The organism is Bradyrhizobium sp. Unk1, from assembly GCF_059512345.1.
The window spans coordinates 129,644-148,472 of sequence record NZ_JCAMOP010000016.1; the positions used below are offsets into that span (position 1 = coordinate 129,644).

Sequence of the window (18,829 nt, forward strand, 5' to 3'; positions counted from 1 at the left end):
AATTTGCGAGGGGGATCGGTACGCGAGGCTAACCGAGAAAGCGGAACGGGCACAACCCCGAGGTTGTGCCCGTTCGCTCAGTTCAAAGACGCGATGTCTCAGTAGACGAGCGTCGCGCCGGTCGGCTTGTCGAGCGCCGCGGCAAGCGAGCGATATTCGGAGCTGTCGGTGCCGGCGAGCGAGGCGATCTTGTTCAGGTGGTACTGCGCCTGTTCGCGGTTGCCCTGCTCGAGCTGCCAGAGGCCGTAATACTGCCAGGTGCGGACGTGGTTCGGATCGTCCTTCAGCGCCAGCTCGTAATAGGCCTTGGACGACTGGTAGTCGCCGAGCTTGCGATAGGAGTAGCCGATCAGATTGGCGACGTCGGCGACGTCGTCGCGCTTGAGCGACTTCAGCTGGTCGATCGCGCTCGTGTAGTCGTGACCGTCGTAGATCGTGGTGTAGGCGGTGCGATAGGCCGCGAGGAATTTGGGATCGCTGATGGAGGAGCTCTTCTTCTTCCCCTTCTTGGCCGAGCTGTCCGACTTCGGCGGCGGCGAGGGCTCATCGCTGCCCGCGGCGTAGGCGCTGGTCAGCATCGGTCCGGCGGCCAACGCCATCGAGACAAGCCCCGGCACCAGAAGCATGGAAAGTTTGCGCATCTATCTTCTCCCGTATGGAACGTGGCGATCCTACACGATTGCCCAAAGACCGGAACACCCATCGGGCAAAAACATTCCCGCTTCGCACGATCTATTCGCCCCTTCGCAGATGACAAACTTGTCATCGAGATGAACAGAAGCCTGCGACGGGCTTCAGATTGGGTTCAGCGCGCGCCGCCTAGGCTCCCACCTACGATCGAAGAGTAGGCGAGAGGGCGCCGCCTCAAGATCCTTCCAAGAGGAGACCAACCATGTTGAAGACCATTTCCGCAGCCTTGCTCGCCGCTTCCGTAATCGCAGCCCCGGCCTTCGCCGCTGAAGCCGGCAAGACCACCACGACCGCGCCGGTGATCAAGGCGGACCAGAGCCAGACCAAGGTGTCGACCACCGCCGCGAAACCCGAGGCCGGCGTCAAGGCCGACACGAAGGCCGCCAACGTCAAGGCGGACGCCAAGGCGGATACCAAGTCGAAGGCGATGAACGCCAATGCCGCGGTCACGCCCGACGAGCACAAGGCCGTGCGCACGCATCGCCACCACCACAAGCATCTGTCGGCCAAGAAGTCGCTGAAGGCGCAGCCTGACGTGACCAAGCCGGCGGCCGTCGACAAGCGCAGCTAACGACTGATCCGGCGCGGCGGCATCCCTGGCATTGCCCGCCGCCGCGTGCGGAATTCAGGCCCGGCCCGTCGTCTCGGCGTCAGCGCGAAAGCGCAGGCGCCGGCGGCGGGGCGGTGCGTTATTTGCGCAGCCTGCGAGCAGGACCGAATTCCCTTCGTGCAACCTTGGAGCTAGAACATCCTCCGAGTCTGATCGAGCGGAGAGCGTGGCCTGTGGGGCGATTGGCGAAGCGTGCGGTGATCCTGGCGTTGGTTCTGGTCTTGCCGCTGGCGCTCGCGGCATGTTTCGGCAGCGACGGTGATCGCCCATCCCTGATGGAGGGGACCCAGGCGGGAGGGCCGCAGCCGTTTCCCGACAATTTTCGCAGTGACACGCTGGCCTTGATGCGCGCTTACCTCAACAATCCCGTCGGCGTGCGCGAGGCCGCCATGGCCGATCCGGTGCTGCGCGAGATCGGCGGACGGCAGTTCTACGTCGCCTGCCTGCACTTCACGCCACGCGAGACCGACGGCAGCTACAAGGGCGTGCGCGAACGGGCCGCCGTCTTCGTCAACGGGCGGGGCGACCGCATCGTCGATCGCGCCGGCGAACTCTGCGCCGGTGCGGTTTACGCACCCTTTCCGGAACTGGAAAAGATGGCGCGGTAGCGCAAAGCCCGCCTTCATCGGCAGGTGCTAGGACAGGGGCCGCCGGAGCCGCTGGATCACAATTTGGCGAGCTTTGAACGGGGCCGGTTTGCCTTGCGACAGATCGTTACAGCCCGCCTTGCGCAGACGACGAAAACTGTCGGTGCAGGCAGGTGTGACGGAACAAAATCGCGTTGTTGCCACTCCGTCACAGTGACGAACGATCAACGTTCCGGCATCGCCGCGAAGCAACCTAATTCACGCCACGTTGTTTCCTGAGTGTCGAATTTGAAAGAACGGGGATGATCATGAAGACGATTTTGCTGGGCGCAGCAGCCGCTCTGCTTGCGCTGGCCGCACCGGCCGCCGCGGCCGACATGCAGCAACGCCCCTATACCAAGGCGCCCGTCTATACGCCGCCGCAGGTCATCTACAACTGGACCGGTTTCTACATCGGCGGCCATGTCGGCGGTGCGTTCGCCGGTGACAGCAGCTTCCAGTCGAGCGACGCCCGCTTCCTGGGCGGCGTGCAGGGCGGCTTCGACTACCAGTTCGCGCCCAATTGGGTGGTGGGTATCGAGGCCCAGTATTCTTGGCTGCCGACCAACAACAACGGTGTCACGTTCCCGCTGGGGACGCAGGTGACGTCGAACACCGACCAGCTCGGGTCGGTGACCGGCCGCATCGGCTACACTTGGGGACCGGCGCTGGTCTATGCCAAGGGCGGTTACGCTTGGCGCAATGGCGGCCTCGGCGTCAACGTCGCCGGCGTGGCGCAGCCCTTCACCGCCACCGGCAATAACAAGGACGGCTATACTGTCGGTGCCGGCCTCGAATACATGTTCGCACCGAGCTGGTCGGCCAAGGCCGAGTACCAGTACTACAACTTTGGCAGCACGACCTTCACCTCCGGTCCGGCCGACGTCGTCGGCGTTCGGGGCCGGGAGGACGAGCATACCGTCAAGGTCGGTGTGAATTACCGCTTTGGCTGGGGCGGACCGGCAGCCTCGCGCTACTGACGCCCGACAGCGACCACGATCTGACAAGGGCCGGCTCACGCCGGCCTTTCGTTTGCCGGGTCCTTGTTTGCCTAGCTGTTGTTTGCTTTGCGTGAACCATCTGGCGCGTCATTTGCAAGTAAACGGGCTGGCGCGCACGTTCTCACGCGCGTCATGGGACGGGCGTAAAGCAAAAATAATTTTTGCCGCCTACGGAACTCGCGCTCCGGAAGGCGTTATATGAGAATTACCGGGCTGGTGGGACGACGGTCATGCGTATCTTGGTGTCGGCAGTAGTGCTCTCGTGCTTCATCTCCCTGCCGTGCGCTGCACAGACAATCCTCAAATCCGAGCCTCTGATGCTGGCACCCTATGAGGTGGCCTTCGTCAAGGACGCATCCTGCCCATCCGGCAAGGTGCTGAAGGTAACAGGCGCGATCCGCGGCCTGCACCGCCGCAAGGCCTGCGTGGTGCTGGCGGGCGAGCAGGCCTCGCTGGCGACCGCGACCCCCTGAGAGACTTCCTGAGATACCCCTGGGTCCAGATACCTTGGGCTTGCCGCCGAACCTCAGGAATTCAGCTCAAGCTCCATCCTCGACTGCTGCTCGGCCTCGGCCTTGTTCCTGGCGGGGTCCTCGCCTTGGGCGGCCCGGCAGGGCTTGATCTCGTAGTCGTTGTCCAGGACCCGGCGCGGTCCGTGGCGCTCGTCGTCGGTGCTGACATCCACGACGAGACCGCTTTGCTGCGCGAGCTGCCAGACGTCGGCCTCGCTGGGATAGGCCTTGCTGATCTGGGCGTCGTTGCAGAACAGGGCGTAGGGCATTCTTCCCGCTCCCGGAAAGCGCGTTAACGGCTGCACGGGGCAAGGGGTTCCGGGGCGATCACGGGGGCGTGATCGGAGCGGTGGCCCTGAGTCTTTAACGAGTCCTGAATCCCAAAAAAAAGAATCCCTGGGACTCATTTGCCGGAATCAGCGGATGTTTTCCGCCATGACGACCGACCTCAAGACCTGCTGCGGGCACATGCTGCTGCCACTGACGCTGGGATTGCTCAGCGCCTGTGCGGCCAATCTCTGGTTGGTCTGGTCCTGGCTGTAGGTGGCTGATCGACCGCCGGCCTTAGTTTTCGGCTGGCGGGCGGAGAGAGGGGTCACGAATGGCCGCGCGGAGCCTGGTCAGGGTCGCCGCGCAATACTCCTCCCGCTCGCGCTCGAATCGCTCCTGATGCTTGCGGAAACTGGCGATGCGGGCCTGCATCTCGGAGCGGAAGTCGCCGCTTGTCCGTGCTGGCGGGATCATGACGGGCGGGGCGTGCGGGACGACTTGCTGCGGCTTGATCTCGACCGTGAAGGTCTCGACCGCCACGGTCTCGACCGTGACGGTGGCCCCCTCCGGCACGTCCGGTGCAGCCGTCGGTGTCTCCGGCGGATGGAAGTCATCCCTTTTGCCGGTTACCGATTGAACGAAAGCCAATGTCTGCGCGATCAGTGCGTCGCGCTCCCTGATCCACTTCATGGTCCACCTCTGCTGGAGCTATTCCAGCAAAGCTGGCCGGCCGAATCAAGAAGGTGTTCGGCTGGGGATTGCATATTTTTCCCGCCCGCCCGACAGTGGGGAATGGACGTCAATTTAGACCAGTCGGACGAAGCGCAGGGCCTGAGGCTCGTCCGTGCGTTCTTGTCGCTGCCGCCCAACAAGCGGGCGGAGGTGATCGCGTTCGTGGAGGAATTGGCGCGGGCCCAAGACCGACCCGAGGCGGGCGCAGAGGCATCGCCGACGTGAGCGCTATCGCTCGCGCGGGTTGATGTTGGGCTCGAACGGCGCCCCGACCACCCGGACCGGTGTCGGAGCCGTAACGTCGATCGCCGCGCGTTCGGCGACCTGCGTTGCCGGAGCCGGCCCTGGTGCCAGCTCGAACAGCGCAACGGTGCCGGCCACAGCGACACAGCACAGCGTCACAGTCGCCAGCAGAAACATGTTTCGGTTTTCTTCCTTGATCCGCATGGGCCGATAACGGCTGTCGCGGGCGACCGGTTCCGGCCGGTCATGTCCGGGTCGCGCCCTCGAAACGGGCGGAAGCTTACGCGAAGCTTACGTCGACACCTCGAATAGTTATTTTTCCGTAAGACTACTCGGTGGATTTGGCATCAAATTTTAACGTCCGCCGGTTCCAATGCCCGTTGCTGGGATTATGCGTCGGCAGAAGCATTGAGGCGGCTGTGATGAGCTTTTTGAACAATCTGAAAATCGTGTGGAAGGTCGCGCTGATCGTGGCGGTGATGGGATGCGCGATGGTCGCCGTCGCCGCCTTCAGCACGCGCGAACTTTCGGCGACCGTCGACGGGTTTGCCGAACTCTCCGCCGCCCAATCCTCGGCTCTCAACCTCACGCGCGCCCAGCGCCGCGCCGAGACCTATCATGCGGCGCTCTACGCGACCTTCACCGAGACGACCGAGGCGGGCAATGCCGGCCGCCTCAAGACGGCAAACCAGAACCGCAACGAAATTCGTCAATTCCTGGAGGCGGCGGAGCAGGACGATCCGTCGCGTACGAGCCAGATCAAGAGCATCGGGGACCAGTTGAAAGCTGTGTTCGCCAGCTGTGATCCGGTGCTTCAGGCCGGCGCACAGGCAAGCAGCGTGGAAGAGAATGCCAAGGCGGCCGAACGTGCCCACAAGGAGTGCGATCCGGTGATGGATGCGGCCTTCGCACGCATCGCTCAATTCGTGACCGAGACCGCGCAGGCTGTCAGCAAGCGTAAGGAGGCCATCAACCGCGACGCCAGATCCGCGAGCTGGACCGTGATCGGGGTCAGCGCCGGTGGCCTGATCGTCGGCATCGCGATCGCGCTCTTCATCGGCCTCAATGCGATGTCCCGGCCGATCGCCCGCCTCAAGCTCGCCATGGAGGGTCTCGCCCGCAACGATCTCAAGACCGAGGTGCCCGAGAAGGACCGTAGCGACGAAATCGGCGACATGGCCAGGACCGTCGAAGTGTTCAAGACCAACGCGCTCGAGGTCGAACACCTCAAGGCTGCGCAGCTCGAAACCGAGAAGCAGGCCGCCGAGCAGCGCCGCCGTGACATGGTCAACCTGGCCGACGGCTTCGAACGTGCGGTCGGCGAGATCATCGAGACGGTGGGCTCGGCGTCCACCGAGCTCGAAGCGTCGTCCTCGACGCTGGCCACCACCGCGCACCGCGCGCAGGAGCTGACCTCGGTGGTCGCTGTCGCTTCGGGTGAAGCCACGGGCAACGTGCAGTCGGTTGCGACCGCCACGGAGGAGCTGTCGTCCTCGGTCAACGAGATCAGCCGGCAGGTGCAGGAGTCCGCGCGGATGGCGGGCGAGGCCGTCACCCAGGCGCGCACCACGACCGAGCGGGTCAGCGAGCTCTCGATCGCGGCGACGCGGATCGGCGATGTCGTCGAGCTGATCAACACCATTGCCGGCCAGACCAACCTGCTGGCGCTGAACGCCACGATCGAGGCGGCACGTGCCGGCGAGGCCGGCCGCGGCTTCGCGGTCGTCGCCTCCGAGGTGAAGACGCTGGCCGAGCAAACGGCGAAGGCGACCGGCGAGATCAGCCAGCAGATTTCCGGAATCCAGACCGCGACCCAGGAATCCGTCAACGCTATCCGCGACATCTCCGCGACGATCGAGCGGCTGTCGGAGGTGTCGTCGACCATTGCCGCGGCGGTCGAGGAGCAGGGCGCGGCGACCCAGGAGATCTCGCGCAACGTGCAGCAGGCCGCTCACGGCACCCAGCAGGTCTCCACCAACATCACGGACGTGCAGCGCGGTGCGGCCGAGACCGGCTCGGCGTCCTCGCAGGTGCTTTCGACCGCCAAGATGCTGGCTACCGACAGCAACCGGCTGAAGGACGAGGTCGGAAAATTCTTGCGGACCGTGCGCGCGGCGTAAGTTTGCGCGGCGGCACTCGTCCGCCGCGCTCACCGTGCCTAATGCGGAAGCAAAAGGCCGAGCGCGAACACCAAGAGCATGGCCGTCATGACGACGGCCGTCACGGCGCCGGCAACGATTTTGGCCTTCTCTTTGCTGGTGGTCGAGCGCATCGGATGCGCAAGCTACCTGATGTTGAACTCTGATCCAATCCGTGGTCAGTAGCCGCGCAGGCGCGATGCGCGTGGCCAACATCCATTCCCGAAGGTCGCCCAATGAACGAGGACGTCAGCGACGGCTGGACCGCGTCCGCGGCCGCTTGGATCGTCGAGCAGGGGGAAGACGGCGACTACGGTCGCCGCTTCGTCCTGGACGCGCCGATGCGGGCGCGGATCGAAGGGCGCGGCTTTCGCAATGCGCTCGACGTCGGCTGCGGGGAGGGGCGCTTCTGCCGTATCATGCAGTGCGTCGGCATCCGCACCACCGGCCTCGATCCGACCGAAGCGTTGCTTGCGCGCGCCAGGGAGCTGGACCCGACCGGCAACTATCGGCTCGGCCGCGCCGAGACGATGGAGCTCAGTGCGGAATTCGACCTGGTCGTCAGCTATCTCAGCCTGATCGACATGCCCGACCTCGGCGCGGCCATCACGAAGATGGTGGCGGCGCTGCGGCCGGGCGGCACGCTGCTGATCGCCAACCTGACCAGCTTCAACACCGCGGGCCAGCCCGACGGCTGGACGCGGGACGGCGAGGGTATCCCGCGCTTCTCGATCGACCACTACATGGAGGAGCGGCCGATCTGGGTGAGCTGGTGCGGCATCCGGATCCAGAACTGGCATCGTCCGCTCAGCACCTACATGACGCTGTTGCTCGATCACGGCCTTCAGCTGCGTCTGTTCGTCGAGCCGGAGCCCGCAGGCGGCGATCCCGAGAGGAATGCCGTTCATCGCCGCGTACCCTATTTCCACATCATGGAGTGGCAGAAGCCGGCCTGAGGGAAGCGGCTGGCGATTTCGCAGGCGACGCTGCGGCTGTATAGTGGGCCCGCGACGGAATTTTCATGTGAGCCTCGCCCGATGATCACCAATCGTGCACCCGTCCTCGCCCATGAGCGCTTCGTTGCGGACCGCGAGAACTTTGACGGCCTCGATCTCGCCGCGCGGTTCGAGCGGATCGAGCGGACCAACCTGTGGGGCGCCGCCACATCCGTCTCGGGCCTCGGCTCGGAGGACCCGGCGACCGCCGCGATCCGGGAGGAGCTTCCTCCCCTGCTGCGACGGCTCGGGGCGCGCTCGCTGCTCGATGCGCCCTGCGGCGATGCCGGCTGGATCGGCCGCATCAAGTTCGACCTCGACTATACCGGCATCGACGTAGTGCCGTCGCTGATCGAGACCAATCGCCGGCGTGTGGCCGGCGGCGAATTGTCCGGCCGGTTTCTCGTTGCCGACATCACGCGCGATGCGCTGCCGCGCGCGGATGTCATCCTGTGCCGAGACTGCCTGGTTCATTTGAGCTTCGACAATATCGCCCGCGCCGTTGCCCGCTTTGCCGACAGTGGCGCTGGCTTCCTGCTGGTGACAACATTTCCCGAATGGGATGCAAATCGCGATTGCGAGGATGGCGATTGGCGCGCGCTGAACATGGCGAAGGCGCCATTCAACTGGCCCTCGCCGCGCGCGCTGATCAACGAGCGTTGCGAGGAGGGCGGTGGCGGCTGGCGCGACAAGAGCCTCGCCCTATGGCGTCTGGATGAATTGCCCGATCGTGTACGCATGGCCACGGCGATGTGACAGACGCAGGCGGAACTCCATTGCGTCCGCGATCGCACTGGCGATACACTTCAGGTTGTGTGATGCGATCTTTTCACGACGATACCGGAGGACGCCATGAGGCCGAGTTTTGTCGTAGCCGCTCTGTTGATCTGGTGCTCCGCGCCCGCACTGGCGCAGCAGAACGGCGCCGCGCTCTACGCAACCCACTGCGCGCAATGTCACGATGCCGGTGATGCCCAGAGCCGCGCGCCCGCGCGCGGCGCCATGCGGGCGATGTCGTTCGATCACGTGCTGGGGACGCTGACCTCCGGCAGCATGGCCGCGATGGCGAAGGAGCGCAGCGACGACGAGCGTCGCGCGATTGCTGCTTTCGTCACCGGCAAGGCCGCGATCAGCAGCGCGTCTGACGGGCAGGGCGGCTGCACGCAGCAACTCAGCGGCTTTCCGCAACCGCTCGACGGCCCGCGCTGGAACGGGTGGGGCGTCGACCTCAACAACAGCCGCTTCCAGCCGGCCGACATGGCGGGCCTGACCGCGGCGCAGGTGCCGCGCCTGCGGCTGAAATGGGCCTACGCGTTTCCCGGCGCCTCGGTGTCCTTTGCGCCGCCGACGATCATGGGCGGCCTGCTGTTCATCGGCGGCACCGACCGCAAGGTGCATGCGCTCGACGCGCGAACCGGCTGCACGCTGTGGACGTTCGCGATCGATGCGGCGGTGCGCGCTGCGATCACGGTCGCACCGCTTCCCGGTTCCGATCAGTTCGCGATCTTCTTCGGTGATTTGCGTGCCAACGCCTATGCCGTGAACGCGCTAACGGGGGCGTTGATCTGGAAGGCGAAGGTGGAGGAGCATCCGGCCGCGCGCATCACCGGCGCACCGGTGCTGCATTCCGGCGTTCTCTACGTGCCGGTGTCCTCGCTCGAGGAAGCCGCCGGCTCGCAAGCCTCTTACGAATGTTGCACCTTCCGCGGCAGCGTGGTGGCGTTGGACGCCGCGACCGGCAAGCCGGTCTGGCAAGCCTATACGATCCCGGAAGTGCCGCATCCGACCGACAAGAACGCGAAGGGCGTGCAGCTGTTCGGCCCGTCCGGTGCCGCGATCTGGTCGGCGCCGACGATCGATGTGAAGCGCGGCGCGATCTATGTCGCGACCAGCAATTCCTATTCGAATCCGCCATCCGCAACGAGTGACGCGATTCTCGCCTTCGATCTTGCGACGGGAAAGCTGCTCTGGAGCCAGCAGGCCACGCCGAAGGACGCTTATGTCGTGGCGTGCTACGGTGCGGACAAGACCAATTGTCCCGAGGATCACGGACCCGACCACGATTTCGGTCAGTCTCCGATCCTGGTGACCCTGCGCGACGGCAGGCGCGTTCTTGCCATCGCACAGAAATCCGGCGTCGTGCACGCGCTCGATCCCGACGACGGCGGCAAGATCCTGTGGCAGACGCGGATCGGGAAGGGCGGTGCGCTGGGCGGCAGCGAATGGGGCTCGGCGGCCGATCAGGACCGCATCTATGTCGCGAACTCCGATGTGCGTTTCCTGCGTGACGGCACCAGACGTCTCGACTCCACGCAAGGCGGTGGCTTGTTCGGGCTCGATCTCGCCAGCGGGACTGTCGTGATGGAGGTGCCTCCGGTCGCCTGTGGCGATCGTCTTCAATGCAGCCCCGCGCTGTCGGCGGCGGTGAGCCTGATCCCCGGCGTCGTGTTCTCCGGCAGCGTCAGCGGCTTCCTGCGTGCCTATGCCAGCGACGGCAAGCTGATCTGGGAGTTCGACACCGCGCAGGATTACAAGGCCGTCAACGGCGTCCCCGCCCATGGCGGCGCGATCGATGGTCCCGGACCGGTCATCGCCGGCGGCATGCTCTACACCAATTCCGGCTACGGCCAATGGAGCGGCGTCGCCGGCAACGTGCTGCTGGCGTTCGAGGTGGGGACGGACTGAGCGCGAGGCAGGGAGGCGCGATGATCGATGCCAGATGCCGTTGCGGCGCCGTTGCATTGTCGCTCGCGGGGCCATCCCGCGCGGTCGTTGCTTGTCACTGCATGGACTGCCAGCGCCGAACCGGTGCGCCGTTCGGCGTCGGTGCCTTCTACGCGGCTGAGGCCGTCACGATCTCGGGGACCCCAAGCGAATACGTTCGCAAGGCCGCGAGCGGCGGCAACGTCCGCAGCTATTTTTGCACCAATTGCGGTTCGACAGTCTGCTGGAAGGCGGACAACCTGCCAGGGATGATTGGCGTTGCCGTCGGCGCGATGGCGGACCCGAATTTCCCGGCTCCGCTAAGATCGGTTTTCGAGCAGTCGAAACATGCCTGGGTCGAAATCAATGGTGCGGAGCACTTCCAGCAAAGCAGTGCGCCGAAGAATGCAAGCTGAAGCTTCCGCCTCAAGCGCTGGTGCCGGCTGAGGGGATTGAACCCCCGACCTTCGGTTTACAAAACCGCTGCTCTACCGCTGAGCTAAGCCGGCCACGCTCATGAAGCTGGGCGGGGACCGGCATGTGCTGGAGCCGTCCGCCCGTGGGCGCCGCAATATCAGACTTGGTTGGAAAGTGCCAGAACCAGAGGGTTGCGTTTCGCCGGCATGAAACAGGCGGCCCGTAGGGCGGCCTGAAACCATTCAACCCGATGGAAGAAGGCCTTATTGGCAGATGTGCTGGAGGCCGTCCGCGCCCTTGTACCAGGTCCCGGGCCGGCAAACGATGCCGTTGCGGGCCGCGTAGGTATCCCAATTGCCGTACCAGCCCATTTCGCCGCGGCCGCCGTTATATCCGCCGGAATTGTCATAGGCGTAGGAATTGTCCCAGCCGCCGAATGGCGCGGATGCGACAGCTGCCGCGGTCCCGACGGCCGCGCCAGCAACTGCGCCTGCAGTGTCGACCGGCCAGAAGCCCGATCGAGTTCCGTCATTCGGATTCACTTGGCCGCGGGCCATGTGCCGGCGCCGATAGGCGCGATCGGTGGTGGGATTTGCGGGGCCGAGATTCTGGCAATTGGGATCCTGGAAGAGCCCCGTGCAGCGGCCCGAATTGTCGAGGGTCGTTTGCGCGAAGGCCGGTGTTGCCAGCGTGGACGCGACGATCGCGGCTAGGCCAAGAAGCTTCAGGCTCGTCATGGCATTTTCTCCATGTTGTTGAGACCTGTGCTAAGCGCGCCATCCTACAGTCGTTCCGCGGATTCTCGCACGTGGGGTCACATCGACGTGAGCCCGCCCAGGATGTGCAGCTTGCGCCACGCAACCTCGTGCGATCCGCCATGTGCGGCGGGTTTGCGTCCCGTTAACGCTTCGCTAGCGCAGCTTGCGGCATTTGAGCCGCTGTCGACCCTCGCACGTTAGGCTTACCGGAAATTGGTGAGGGGGCCTTAACCCTCTCCGCGTGGCGATCGGATAGGTTGAGCGTCGGATAAACCGGGATCCTTCCATGCGCGCTCTCGCGCTCGCCGCCATTCTGATCGGATTGCCCGCGACGGCGTTTGCCGGCGGCGGCTTCGACATCGTCGTGCCCGGCCGCCCGGGCGTGCCCATCATCATCGACAACATCGACGCGTCCTACAGCGTGGTCGAGGGTGTCTGGGGCCTCGGCAAGAACGTCCAGGTGCAGCCGACGATCTATGGCGGGCGCTATATCGCCGAGCGGCAGCCCGAGGATGTCGGCCATTATTATCCGACCATGGGCCTGCGGCCCGGCTACGGCCGGCTCGAGGTCGAGCCGCCCGCCAACCGCAAATTGCCAAAGCCCGCCGAGAGCTATCACCAGAGCTGGGGTGTGGAATCGGCGCCGCTGCCGCCGCAGATGGACGTGCCCGTCAATCCGCCGCCGGTGATCTTTGCGCCTGAGATCAATGACCGTCCGCGGCGTCCTCGGCCGCGGCCGCATGCAGAGGCGCCCGGAAGGCCGCCGACTTAAGAAACGTCAAAATCCAAGAAAAAATCCAAGATCAAAAATCCAAGATACGAAAATCAACAGGAGAGAGTAATGCGTCAAATGATTTCGGGACTGGTTGCGGCGGCTGCCGTGATGTTCGTCGCCACCGCGCCCGCCGCGGCTTGCGGCTTCAGCACGTGCGCACCGGTTGCGCCGGTTTACTCCGGCTGCAACACCGGTTGCGGCGGCTATGGGTACGGCTACGGCGCCTATGAGCGTCTCGCCGAGCCGACCACGCAGTATTATTACGTCAACCAGGGCCCGACCTATACCGGCCCGGGCGCCTTCGCGCCGTATCCGACCTATCGTGAGGACGCGGTCGTTGCGCCCGCCAATTACGGCTACGGCTATGGCTACCGTGCTGCCGCCGTCGAAGCGCCGGCGGCCTATCCCTATCGCCGCCCGTACTACCGTCCGTATCGCTACGGCTATGGCCCGCGCTACGGCTATCTCCCGCGTACGCACTACGGCTACGCTCAGCGCTACGGCTACGCCCATCGCCGCGCACCGGCGCCGTACTATTACGGCGGCCATCGCGTACTGCGCCGCTATTACTGATCTCTGATCGGTTGAGCCAACGAAACGCCCGTCCGTGTGATGCGGACGGGCGTTTTGTTTTCTTCACCTCGCCCCGCTTGCGGGGAGAGGTCGGATTGCGCAGCAATCCGGGTGAGGGGGACTCTCCGCGAGTCCAACTGTCACCGTGATTGCGGAGGCGACCCCTCACCCCAACCCTCTCCCCGTAAGAACGGGGCGAGGGAGCAGAACGCCGTTGCGTCAGCAGCTACCGCTTCATCAGCCCGAGACGGCTCGCGCCGACGTAGAGCGAGAGCACGGCGGCGTTGGAGACGTTGAGGCTCTTGATCTCGCCGGGCATGTCGAGCCGCGCCACGACGCTGCATGTCTCGCGGGTCAATTGCCGCAGGCCCTTGCCTTCGGCACCAAGCACCAGCGCGAGCGGCTCGCGCAGCGTGACGTTCGAGAGGTCCTCGCTGCCTTCGCTGTCCAGTCCAACGGTCTGGAAGCCGCGCTCATTCAACGCGGTCAGCGCTCGGGCGAGGTTCTGCACGGTCACCATTGGCACCAGCTCGAGAGCACCGGAGGCGGCCTTGGCCAGCACGCCGGTTGCCTCGGGGCTGTGGCGCGCCGTGGTGACGATCGCCTTCACCGCGAACGCCGCGGCGGAGCGCAGGATGGCGCCGACGTTGTGCGGATCGGTGATCTGGTCGAGCACCAGCACCATGCCTTCCTGCTCCAGGGTCTCAATGTCGGGCGAGGGCAGGGCGTCGGCCTCGGCGAGCAGGCCCTGGTGCACGGCGTCGGGCGACAGCAGGCGGTCGATCTCCTGGGGCCGGACGATCTCGGGCGTGACGCGGGTCGCGATGTTTTCGTCCGCAAGCCGCTTTGCGGCGTTCTCGGTCAGCGTCAGCTTGCGGATCTGCCGCTGAGGGTTGGCGAGCGCCATGGTCACGGTGTGCCAGCCGTAGAGGATGACCGGTCCGTCGGACTGCGAATCGCGGTCGCGCCAGGCCGGCCGACCGGCTGATTTTCCGGGCCTGTTGAAGGGCTTAGCTCCGGCGCGGGGGCCCCTTGGGGTGAATTTTCGATCCTTCATGGGCTCGCTTGTGTCACGGGTCCCGGAATATGGCAATTTGGGTGGCTTCGGGGGCGATTTAGCTGTTCGCCTCGGTTGACTTTGCCCCACCGCATCGCCCATAAACGCGCCCGGTCGCGCCCCCATCCGGGCTGTCGCGGCCTTCACGTTCCATGGCCGTCTTCGGTCGCCGGCAAGGTCCGGCCCGATTGTGCTGCCGTCGAGCGGGGGAGTGTCCCGAGTGGCAAAGGGAGCTGACTGTAAATCAGCCGCCTCATGGCTTCGCAGGTTCGAGTCCTGCCTCCCCCACCATCCTGCTTCGCGCTGACGCGCTTCGCAGGATTTGCGGCCCTTCACTGCGCGAAGCAGGATGCCCTCCGAAGCCTCGGCGAAGGAGGGCGGCTCCATGCACTACGTCTATCTTCTGGAGAGCGACGCTTTCGGCGGTCAGCGCTATATTGGCCTGACGGCGAACCTCAAGAAACGGCTAGCGGATCATAACGCGGGCAAGTCTCCGCATACCTCCAAATACATGCCTTGGAGGCTGGTTACCTATGTGGCCTTCTCAGATATCGAGAAGGCGAGAGCCTTCGAAGGCTATTTGAAGTCGGGTTCGGGCCACGCCTTCGCGAAGAAGAGATTCTGGTGAGCGAAAGCGAAAACGGACTATCGCATCACCCCATCATCTCCCTGACCATCGGCACCACTTTCCGCCCGTAAAGCTCGATGCTCTTCATCAGCTTCTCGTGCGGCAAAGGCCCCGCCGAATATTTCAGCTGGAAGCGCGAAATGCCGAGCGCCTTTGCGGTCTTGGCGATCTTGCGCGCGACGGTTTCCGGCGAGCCGACATAGAGCGAGCCGTGCTCGGCTTCGCTGACGAACTCGTCGCGGCCCATCGGCGGCCAGCCGCGCTCCTTGCCGATGCGGTCGCGCATCGCCTTGTAGTCGGGCCACAGTTCTTCGCGCGCCTGTTCGTCCGTCTCGGCGATGTAGCCAGGCGAGTGCACGCCGATCGGCTGTGCCGGGCGGCCGAACTCCTTGAAGGCGCGGTGATAGAGATCGACGTAAGGCGCAAAGCGCGCGGGATCGCCGCCGATGATCGCGAGCATCAGGGGCAGGTCGTAGTGTGCGGCGCGCACCACCGATTGCGGGCTGCCGCCGACGCCGATCCAGGTCTTAAGCCGGCCATTTTCGACCGGCGGATAGACCAGCTGCTCCTTCAGCGGCGGCCGCAGCTTGCCCTCCCAGGTCACCGGCTGCTGCGACAAGAGTGCCGTGAACAGATCGAGCTTCTCCTCGAACAGCGCCTCGTAAGCGCGCAGGTCGAAGCCGAACAGCGGAAAGGATTCGGTGAAGGAGCCGCGGCCGAGGATGACCTCGGCGCGGCCGTTGGAGAGCGCATCGAGCGTGGCAAAGCGCTGGAACACGCGGATCGGATCGTCCGAGCTCAGCACCGTCACGGCCGAGCCGAGATGGATGCGCCTGGTGCGCGACGCGATCGCGGCGAGCACGGTCTCGGGCGAGGAGATCGCAAAATCAGATCGGTGATGCTCGCCGAGGCCGATGAAGTCGATGCCGAGCTCGTCGGCCAGCACGGCTTCGTCGACGACATTGCGGATCACCTGCGCGTGCGCGAGCATCTTGCCTGTGCCGTCCTTGGTGACGTCGCCAAAAGTATCCAGTCCGAATTGAAGCGGTGAGGTCATCGATCAGGTCTCTGAGGGGGGGGCGCGAGCGGCGCCCGCATGTGGGAAATTGTTTGCTGTGCAGCTAGGGCGCGGAGGCCGCTTCGACAATGCTGCTCCGGGAAAGGCTGGGTTTCCGGTTTTTCACCGCACCGGCGGATCAATCGGAGCTGGCGAACATCTCGACCAGGGTCTCGCGCAGCCAGCGCTGCGCCGGCACGGTGTCGTTGCGCTGGTGCCAGAACAGGCTGACGATGCGCGGCGGTGCCTTGAGTGGCAGCGGCATGGCGTGCAGGAACGGCGCGTGCCGGGATTGCGAGCGCAGATCGCTCGGCAGCACGGCGATCAGGTCGGACTGGCGCACGACCTCGTAGGCGGCGCTGTAATGATTGACGGTCGCGACCAGATTGCGCGACAGCCCGCGCGAGGCGAGGAAAAGATCGTAGGACGGCAAGGTCTTGCCGGCGAGGCTCACGTCCACGTGCCCCGCGTTGAGGAAGCTGCGCGTGCTCAGCCGCTTCATCGCCGCGAGCGGATGGCCGCGCCGCATGAAGCAGGCGTAGTCGACGGTCCACAGCGAGCGCGAGCGAATGGCGGCCGGCTGTTGCGCCTCGTTGACATAGACGCTCAGCACGCAATCGACCCTGTTGTCCTCGAGCTGATCGGCGATCTCCAAAATGGTGTTGGGCACGGTGTGGATGCGCGCCTTGGGTGCGACCTTGCCGAGATGACCGAGGAGGTTCGGCATCACCAGCGAGGCGACGTAGTCCGACATCGACAGGCTGAACTCGGTCTGCGCGCGGGCGGGATCGAACACCTGCTCGTCGAGCGCGCCACGGACGCTTTCCAGCGCCTCGCCGATCGGCTCCCACAGCACCACGGCGCGCTGGGTCGGATGAATCCCGGTGCCTGATCGGACGAACAGGGGGTCGCCGAGCGCGTCGCGCAGGCGCGCGAGCGCGTTGCTGACCGCGGGCTGCGTCATCGTCAGCGCGCTCGCCGCGCGGGTAACGCTGCCTTCGGTCATCAGCGCCTCGAAGACTTTCAGGAGGTTGAGGTCGAGCGCGCGGAACGACACGAACATTCACCATGGTGATATATTAGATCATGATTATAAATTATGACGATAATCTCACTTTGTCTATGGTTCCCCAAGGGACACGCGGAGCGCCGGGCCGCCTAGACTGAGGGACTTTCATGTCGATGATCTCGGCGCGCATCGAGCGCCTTCCATTCGCGCGTTTCCACACGCATCTGCTGTTGATGGGCGGGCTCGGCTACGCATTCGACGCGATGGACGCGGCGGTGCTGGCCTTCATCCTGCCGGTGCTGCGCACGGCGTGGAATCTGTCGAGCGTCCAGATCGGCGTGCTCGGCAGCAGCACCTATATCGGCTTCCTGTTCGGCGCGTTGTTCGCCGGTACGCTCGGTGACCTGATCGGGCGCCGCGCGGTGATGATGTCGGCGCTGGCGCTTTACTGCGCGGCATCGATCGTGAGTGCGATGGTCGATACCTGGCCGTCCTTCTTTGCCGCCCGCGTTGTCGCGGGCATGGGGACCGGCGCGGAGAGCGCGATCATCGCGCCCTATCTCGCGGAGTTCGTCGCGCGGCGTTATCGCGGCAGCTTTACCGGCGCACTCGCCGGCTTCTTCTCCTTCGGCTTCGTCGCCGCAGCCTTGCTCGGCTACTTCATCGTTCCCGCCTACGAGAACGGCTGGCGCATCGTGCTGGTGATCACAGCGGTGCCGGTCGTCATGCTGCTGTGGTGGCGCCGGGCGCTGCCGGAATCGCCGCGCTGGCTCGAAAGCCGGGGACGGGAGAAGGAAGCCGAAGCCGTCCTCGACAGGATCGAGGCAGGCTTTGCACGCGCGGGCCATGTCCTGCCGCAGCCGGTCGTCGAAGCGACGGCGCCGGCCGGAGCTACCGGAACGCTGCTCGCCAATTTCGCGGCGCTGCTCGCCGGCCGCCAGGCGCGCATCACCATCATGACCTGGATCATGTGGCTGGCGATCACCTTCAGCTATTATTCCTTCTTCGTCTGGATCCCCGGCCTGCTGGTCCAGAATGGGATGAGCATTACCAAGAGCTTCGCCTATTCGATCGCGATCTATTGCGCGCAGATCCCCGGCTATTTCAGCGCCGCGTATTTCAACGAGCGCATCGGCCGGCAGGCGACGATCGCGACCTACATGGTGCTCGGCGGCGCCAGCGCGCTCGGGCTCGCCTTCGCGCAAAGCGACCAGCAGATCATGGCGGCGGGAATCTTCCTGTCCCTGTTCATGAACGGCACCTATGCGGGCGTCTATGCCTATACCGCCGAAGTATTCCCGACGCCCGTCAGGACCACGGGTGCCGGGCTCGCCTCCGCAATCGGTCGCATCGGCGCGATCGTCTCGCCGATCCTGGTCGGCTATCTCTATCCGAATTTCGGCTTTGCCGGCGTATTCGGGGTCACCACCACTGTCCTGCTGCTCGGGGCAGTCACCGTCGTGCTGATGGGCGTGCCGACGCGCGGCCGCTCGCTGGAAGAGATCGCGGCGGGTGAAGTTGCATGACGCGGACGAAGGTTACCGCTGATCCCTTGCTCTGCGCCGTGGCGGCGGCGCAGGGCAGGGCGGATCAGCCGGATGCGCTGTTCGCGGCACTCGACGAAGCCGTGAAGTCGGCGATCGGGCACAAGCTGTTCACGATCCTGACCTACGACGGCGACAGCGGCGAAGCCGCGCGAGTCTATTCCAATCTTCCCGGTCCGTATCCGACCGGCGGACGCAAGCGCCTCGCGCCGGGCCCGTGGACCGAGGCCGTGCTCGACCGCGGCGAGGCCTATATCGGCCGAACGCCGGATGATCTGCGCAAGGTGTTCTCCGACCACGAGCTGATCGCCTCGCTCGGCTGCGCGAGCGTGCTCAACATGCCCGTGCGCTGGCGCGGCCGTACACTCGGCTCGCTCAATCTGCTTCACGAGGCGGGCTGGTACGGCGAGGACGATGTCGCCGCGTGCCTTCCCTTTGCCCAGCTCACCTTGCCGGCGCTGCTTGCGCCGGCCGACTTCTGACAGGATTCC

Annotated in this window: 22 protein-coding genes and 2 tRNA genes; 15 read left to right on the forward strand and 9 right to left on the reverse strand. The window is 65.0% G+C overall.

The window, feature by feature from the left end:
• Positions 1-98 precede the first annotated feature (98 nt).
• Positions 99-641, reverse strand: coding sequence for a tetratricopeptide repeat protein (locus AC5ZFO_RS21970; RefSeq protein ID WP_282521120.1), 543 nt, complete (start codon positions 639-641; stop codon positions 99-101).
• A 251-nt stretch (positions 642-892) separates the two neighbouring features.
• Here AC5ZFO_RS21970 and AC5ZFO_RS21975 point away from each other — a divergent pair, with 251 nt between their 5' ends.
• From AC5ZFO_RS21975 to AC5ZFO_RS21990, 4 genes are all read left to right on the forward strand, one after another.
• Positions 893-1,261 carry a His-rich protein BRANT gene (locus tag AC5ZFO_RS21975; protein WP_282521119.1) on the forward strand — a complete coding sequence of 123 codons (369 nt, stop codon included), beginning with the start codon at positions 893-895 and terminating at the stop codon, positions 1,259-1,261.
• Between the two features lie 212 nt (positions 1,262-1,473).
• Entirely contained in the window at positions 1,474-1,908 is a 435-nt protein-coding gene (locus AC5ZFO_RS21980) for a hypothetical protein (RefSeq protein ID WP_282521118.1), read from the forward strand.
• 287 nt (positions 1,909-2,195) lie between these two features.
• Positions 2,196-2,906 carry an outer membrane protein gene (locus tag AC5ZFO_RS21985; RefSeq protein WP_282521117.1) on the forward strand — a complete coding sequence of 237 codons (711 nt, stop codon included), beginning with the start codon at positions 2,196-2,198 and terminating at the stop codon, positions 2,904-2,906.
• A 251-nt stretch (positions 2,907-3,157) separates the two neighbouring features.
• Positions 3,158-3,400, forward strand: coding sequence for a DUF6719 family protein (locus AC5ZFO_RS21990; protein WP_247437036.1), 243 nt, complete (start codon positions 3,158-3,160; stop codon positions 3,398-3,400).
• Between the two features lie 53 nt (positions 3,401-3,453).
• Here the strand turns inward: AC5ZFO_RS21990 and AC5ZFO_RS21995 are convergent, their stop codons facing one another.
• The 3 genes from AC5ZFO_RS21995 to AC5ZFO_RS22005 form a co-directional block, all read right to left on the reverse strand.
• Entirely contained in the window at positions 3,454-3,708 is a 255-nt protein-coding gene (locus AC5ZFO_RS21995; protein WP_282521116.1) for a hypothetical protein, read from the reverse strand.
• A gap of 295 nt (positions 3,709-4,003) precedes the next feature.
• Complete coding sequence (locus AC5ZFO_RS22000) at positions 4,004-4,399, reverse strand: hypothetical protein (RefSeq protein WP_282521115.1); 396 nt, start codon at positions 4,397-4,399, stop codon at positions 4,004-4,006.
• 270 nt (positions 4,400-4,669) lie between these two features.
• A complete protein-coding gene (locus tag AC5ZFO_RS22005; RefSeq protein ID WP_028154790.1) occupies positions 4,670-4,861 on the reverse strand; it encodes a hypothetical protein in 192 nt (63 codons plus the stop codon).
• A gap of 245 nt (positions 4,862-5,106) precedes the next feature.
• On the opposite strand from AC5ZFO_RS22005, the gene AC5ZFO_RS22010 reads away from it, so the two are divergent.
• From AC5ZFO_RS22010 to AC5ZFO_RS22030, 5 genes are all read left to right on the forward strand, one after another.
• Positions 5,107-6,804 (forward strand): methyl-accepting chemotaxis protein, encoded by a 1,698-nt coding sequence (locus tag AC5ZFO_RS22010; protein WP_282521113.1) that lies wholly within the window; start codon positions 5,107-5,109, stop codon positions 6,802-6,804.
• A 254-nt stretch (positions 6,805-7,058) separates the two neighbouring features.
• Positions 7,059-7,778 (forward strand): class I SAM-dependent methyltransferase, encoded by a 720-nt coding sequence (locus AC5ZFO_RS22015; protein WP_282521112.1) that lies wholly within the window; start codon positions 7,059-7,061, stop codon positions 7,776-7,778.
• Between the two features lie 81 nt (positions 7,779-7,859).
• The gene (locus AC5ZFO_RS22020; protein ID WP_282521111.1) at positions 7,860-8,573 is read left to right on the forward strand and encodes a class I SAM-dependent methyltransferase; all 714 of its coding nucleotides are present in this window, start codon (positions 7,860-7,862) and stop codon (positions 8,571-8,573) included.
• Between the two features lie 96 nt (positions 8,574-8,669).
• A complete protein-coding gene (locus AC5ZFO_RS22025; protein WP_282521110.1) occupies positions 8,670-10,502 on the forward strand; it encodes an outer membrane protein assembly factor BamB family protein in 1,833 nt (610 codons plus the stop codon).
• A 20-nt stretch (positions 10,503-10,522) separates the two neighbouring features.
• The gene (locus AC5ZFO_RS22030; RefSeq protein WP_282521109.1) at positions 10,523-10,936 is read left to right on the forward strand and encodes a GFA family protein; all 414 of its coding nucleotides are present in this window, start codon (positions 10,523-10,525) and stop codon (positions 10,934-10,936) included.
• 18 nt (positions 10,937-10,954) lie between these two features.
• On the opposite strand, the gene AC5ZFO_RS22035 is transcribed toward AC5ZFO_RS22030, so the two are convergent.
• Together AC5ZFO_RS22035 and AC5ZFO_RS22040 are read right to left on the reverse strand one after the other, a co-directional pair.
• Positions 10,955-11,029: transfer RNA gene (locus AC5ZFO_RS22035), tRNA-Thr, on the reverse strand.
• A 171-nt stretch (positions 11,030-11,200) separates the two neighbouring features.
• Entirely contained in the window at positions 11,201-11,674 is a 474-nt protein-coding gene (locus tag AC5ZFO_RS22040; protein WP_282521108.1) for a hypothetical protein, read from the reverse strand.
• Between the two features lie 307 nt (positions 11,675-11,981).
• Here AC5ZFO_RS22040 and AC5ZFO_RS22045 point away from each other — a divergent pair, with 307 nt between their 5' ends.
• Together AC5ZFO_RS22045 and AC5ZFO_RS22050 are read left to right on the forward strand one after the other, a co-directional pair.
• Complete coding sequence (locus AC5ZFO_RS22045) at positions 11,982-12,467, forward strand: hypothetical protein (protein ID WP_282521107.1); 486 nt, start codon at positions 11,982-11,984, stop codon at positions 12,465-12,467.
• A gap of 69 nt (positions 12,468-12,536) precedes the next feature.
• Positions 12,537-13,043 (forward strand): hypothetical protein, encoded by a 507-nt coding sequence (locus AC5ZFO_RS22050; protein ID WP_282521106.1) that lies wholly within the window; start codon positions 12,537-12,539, stop codon positions 13,041-13,043.
• A 226-nt stretch (positions 13,044-13,269) separates the two neighbouring features.
• On the opposite strand, the gene rlmB is transcribed toward AC5ZFO_RS22050, so the two are convergent.
• Positions 13,270-14,100, reverse strand: a complete 831-nt coding sequence (gene rlmB / locus AC5ZFO_RS22055) for a 23S rRNA (guanosine(2251)-2'-O)-methyltransferase RlmB (protein ID WP_496122529.1) — start codon at positions 14,098-14,100, stop codon at positions 13,270-13,272.
• A 205-nt stretch (positions 14,101-14,305) separates the two neighbouring features.
• Here rlmB and AC5ZFO_RS22060 point away from each other — a divergent pair.
• Both AC5ZFO_RS22060 and AC5ZFO_RS22065 read left to right on the forward strand, forming a co-directional pair.
• A tRNA-Tyr gene (locus tag AC5ZFO_RS22060) sits at positions 14,306-14,391 on the forward strand.
• Between the two features lie 94 nt (positions 14,392-14,485).
• Positions 14,486-14,728, forward strand: a complete 243-nt coding sequence (locus tag AC5ZFO_RS22065) for a GIY-YIG nuclease family protein (protein ID WP_282521104.1) — start codon at positions 14,486-14,488, stop codon at positions 14,726-14,728.
• Between the two features lie 25 nt (positions 14,729-14,753).
• Here AC5ZFO_RS22065 and AC5ZFO_RS22070 read toward each other — a convergent pair whose 3' ends face one another.
• Together AC5ZFO_RS22070 and AC5ZFO_RS22075 are read right to left on the reverse strand one after the other, a co-directional pair.
• On the reverse strand, positions 14,754-15,785 hold the full coding sequence (locus AC5ZFO_RS22070; RefSeq protein ID WP_282521103.1) for an LLM class flavin-dependent oxidoreductase: 1,032 nt from the start codon (positions 15,783-15,785) through the stop codon (positions 14,754-14,756).
• 139 nt (positions 15,786-15,924) lie between these two features.
• On the reverse strand, positions 15,925-16,848 hold the full coding sequence (locus tag AC5ZFO_RS22075; protein ID WP_496122530.1) for a LysR family transcriptional regulator: 924 nt from the start codon (positions 16,846-16,848) through the stop codon (positions 15,925-15,927).
• A 113-nt stretch (positions 16,849-16,961) separates the two neighbouring features.
• Between AC5ZFO_RS22075 and AC5ZFO_RS22080 the strand changes: the two genes are divergently transcribed.
• Positions 16,962-18,320 carry an MFS transporter gene (locus tag AC5ZFO_RS22080; protein WP_282521101.1) on the forward strand — a complete coding sequence of 453 codons (1,359 nt, stop codon included), beginning with the start codon at positions 16,962-16,964 and terminating at the stop codon, positions 18,318-18,320.
• Positions 18,317-18,820, forward strand: a complete 504-nt coding sequence (locus AC5ZFO_RS22085) for a GAF domain-containing protein (RefSeq protein ID WP_282521100.1) — start codon at positions 18,317-18,319, stop codon at positions 18,818-18,820. Before AC5ZFO_RS22080 ends, AC5ZFO_RS22085 begins: the two co-directional genes overlap by 4 nt.
• Positions 18,821-18,829 lie beyond the last annotated feature (9 nt).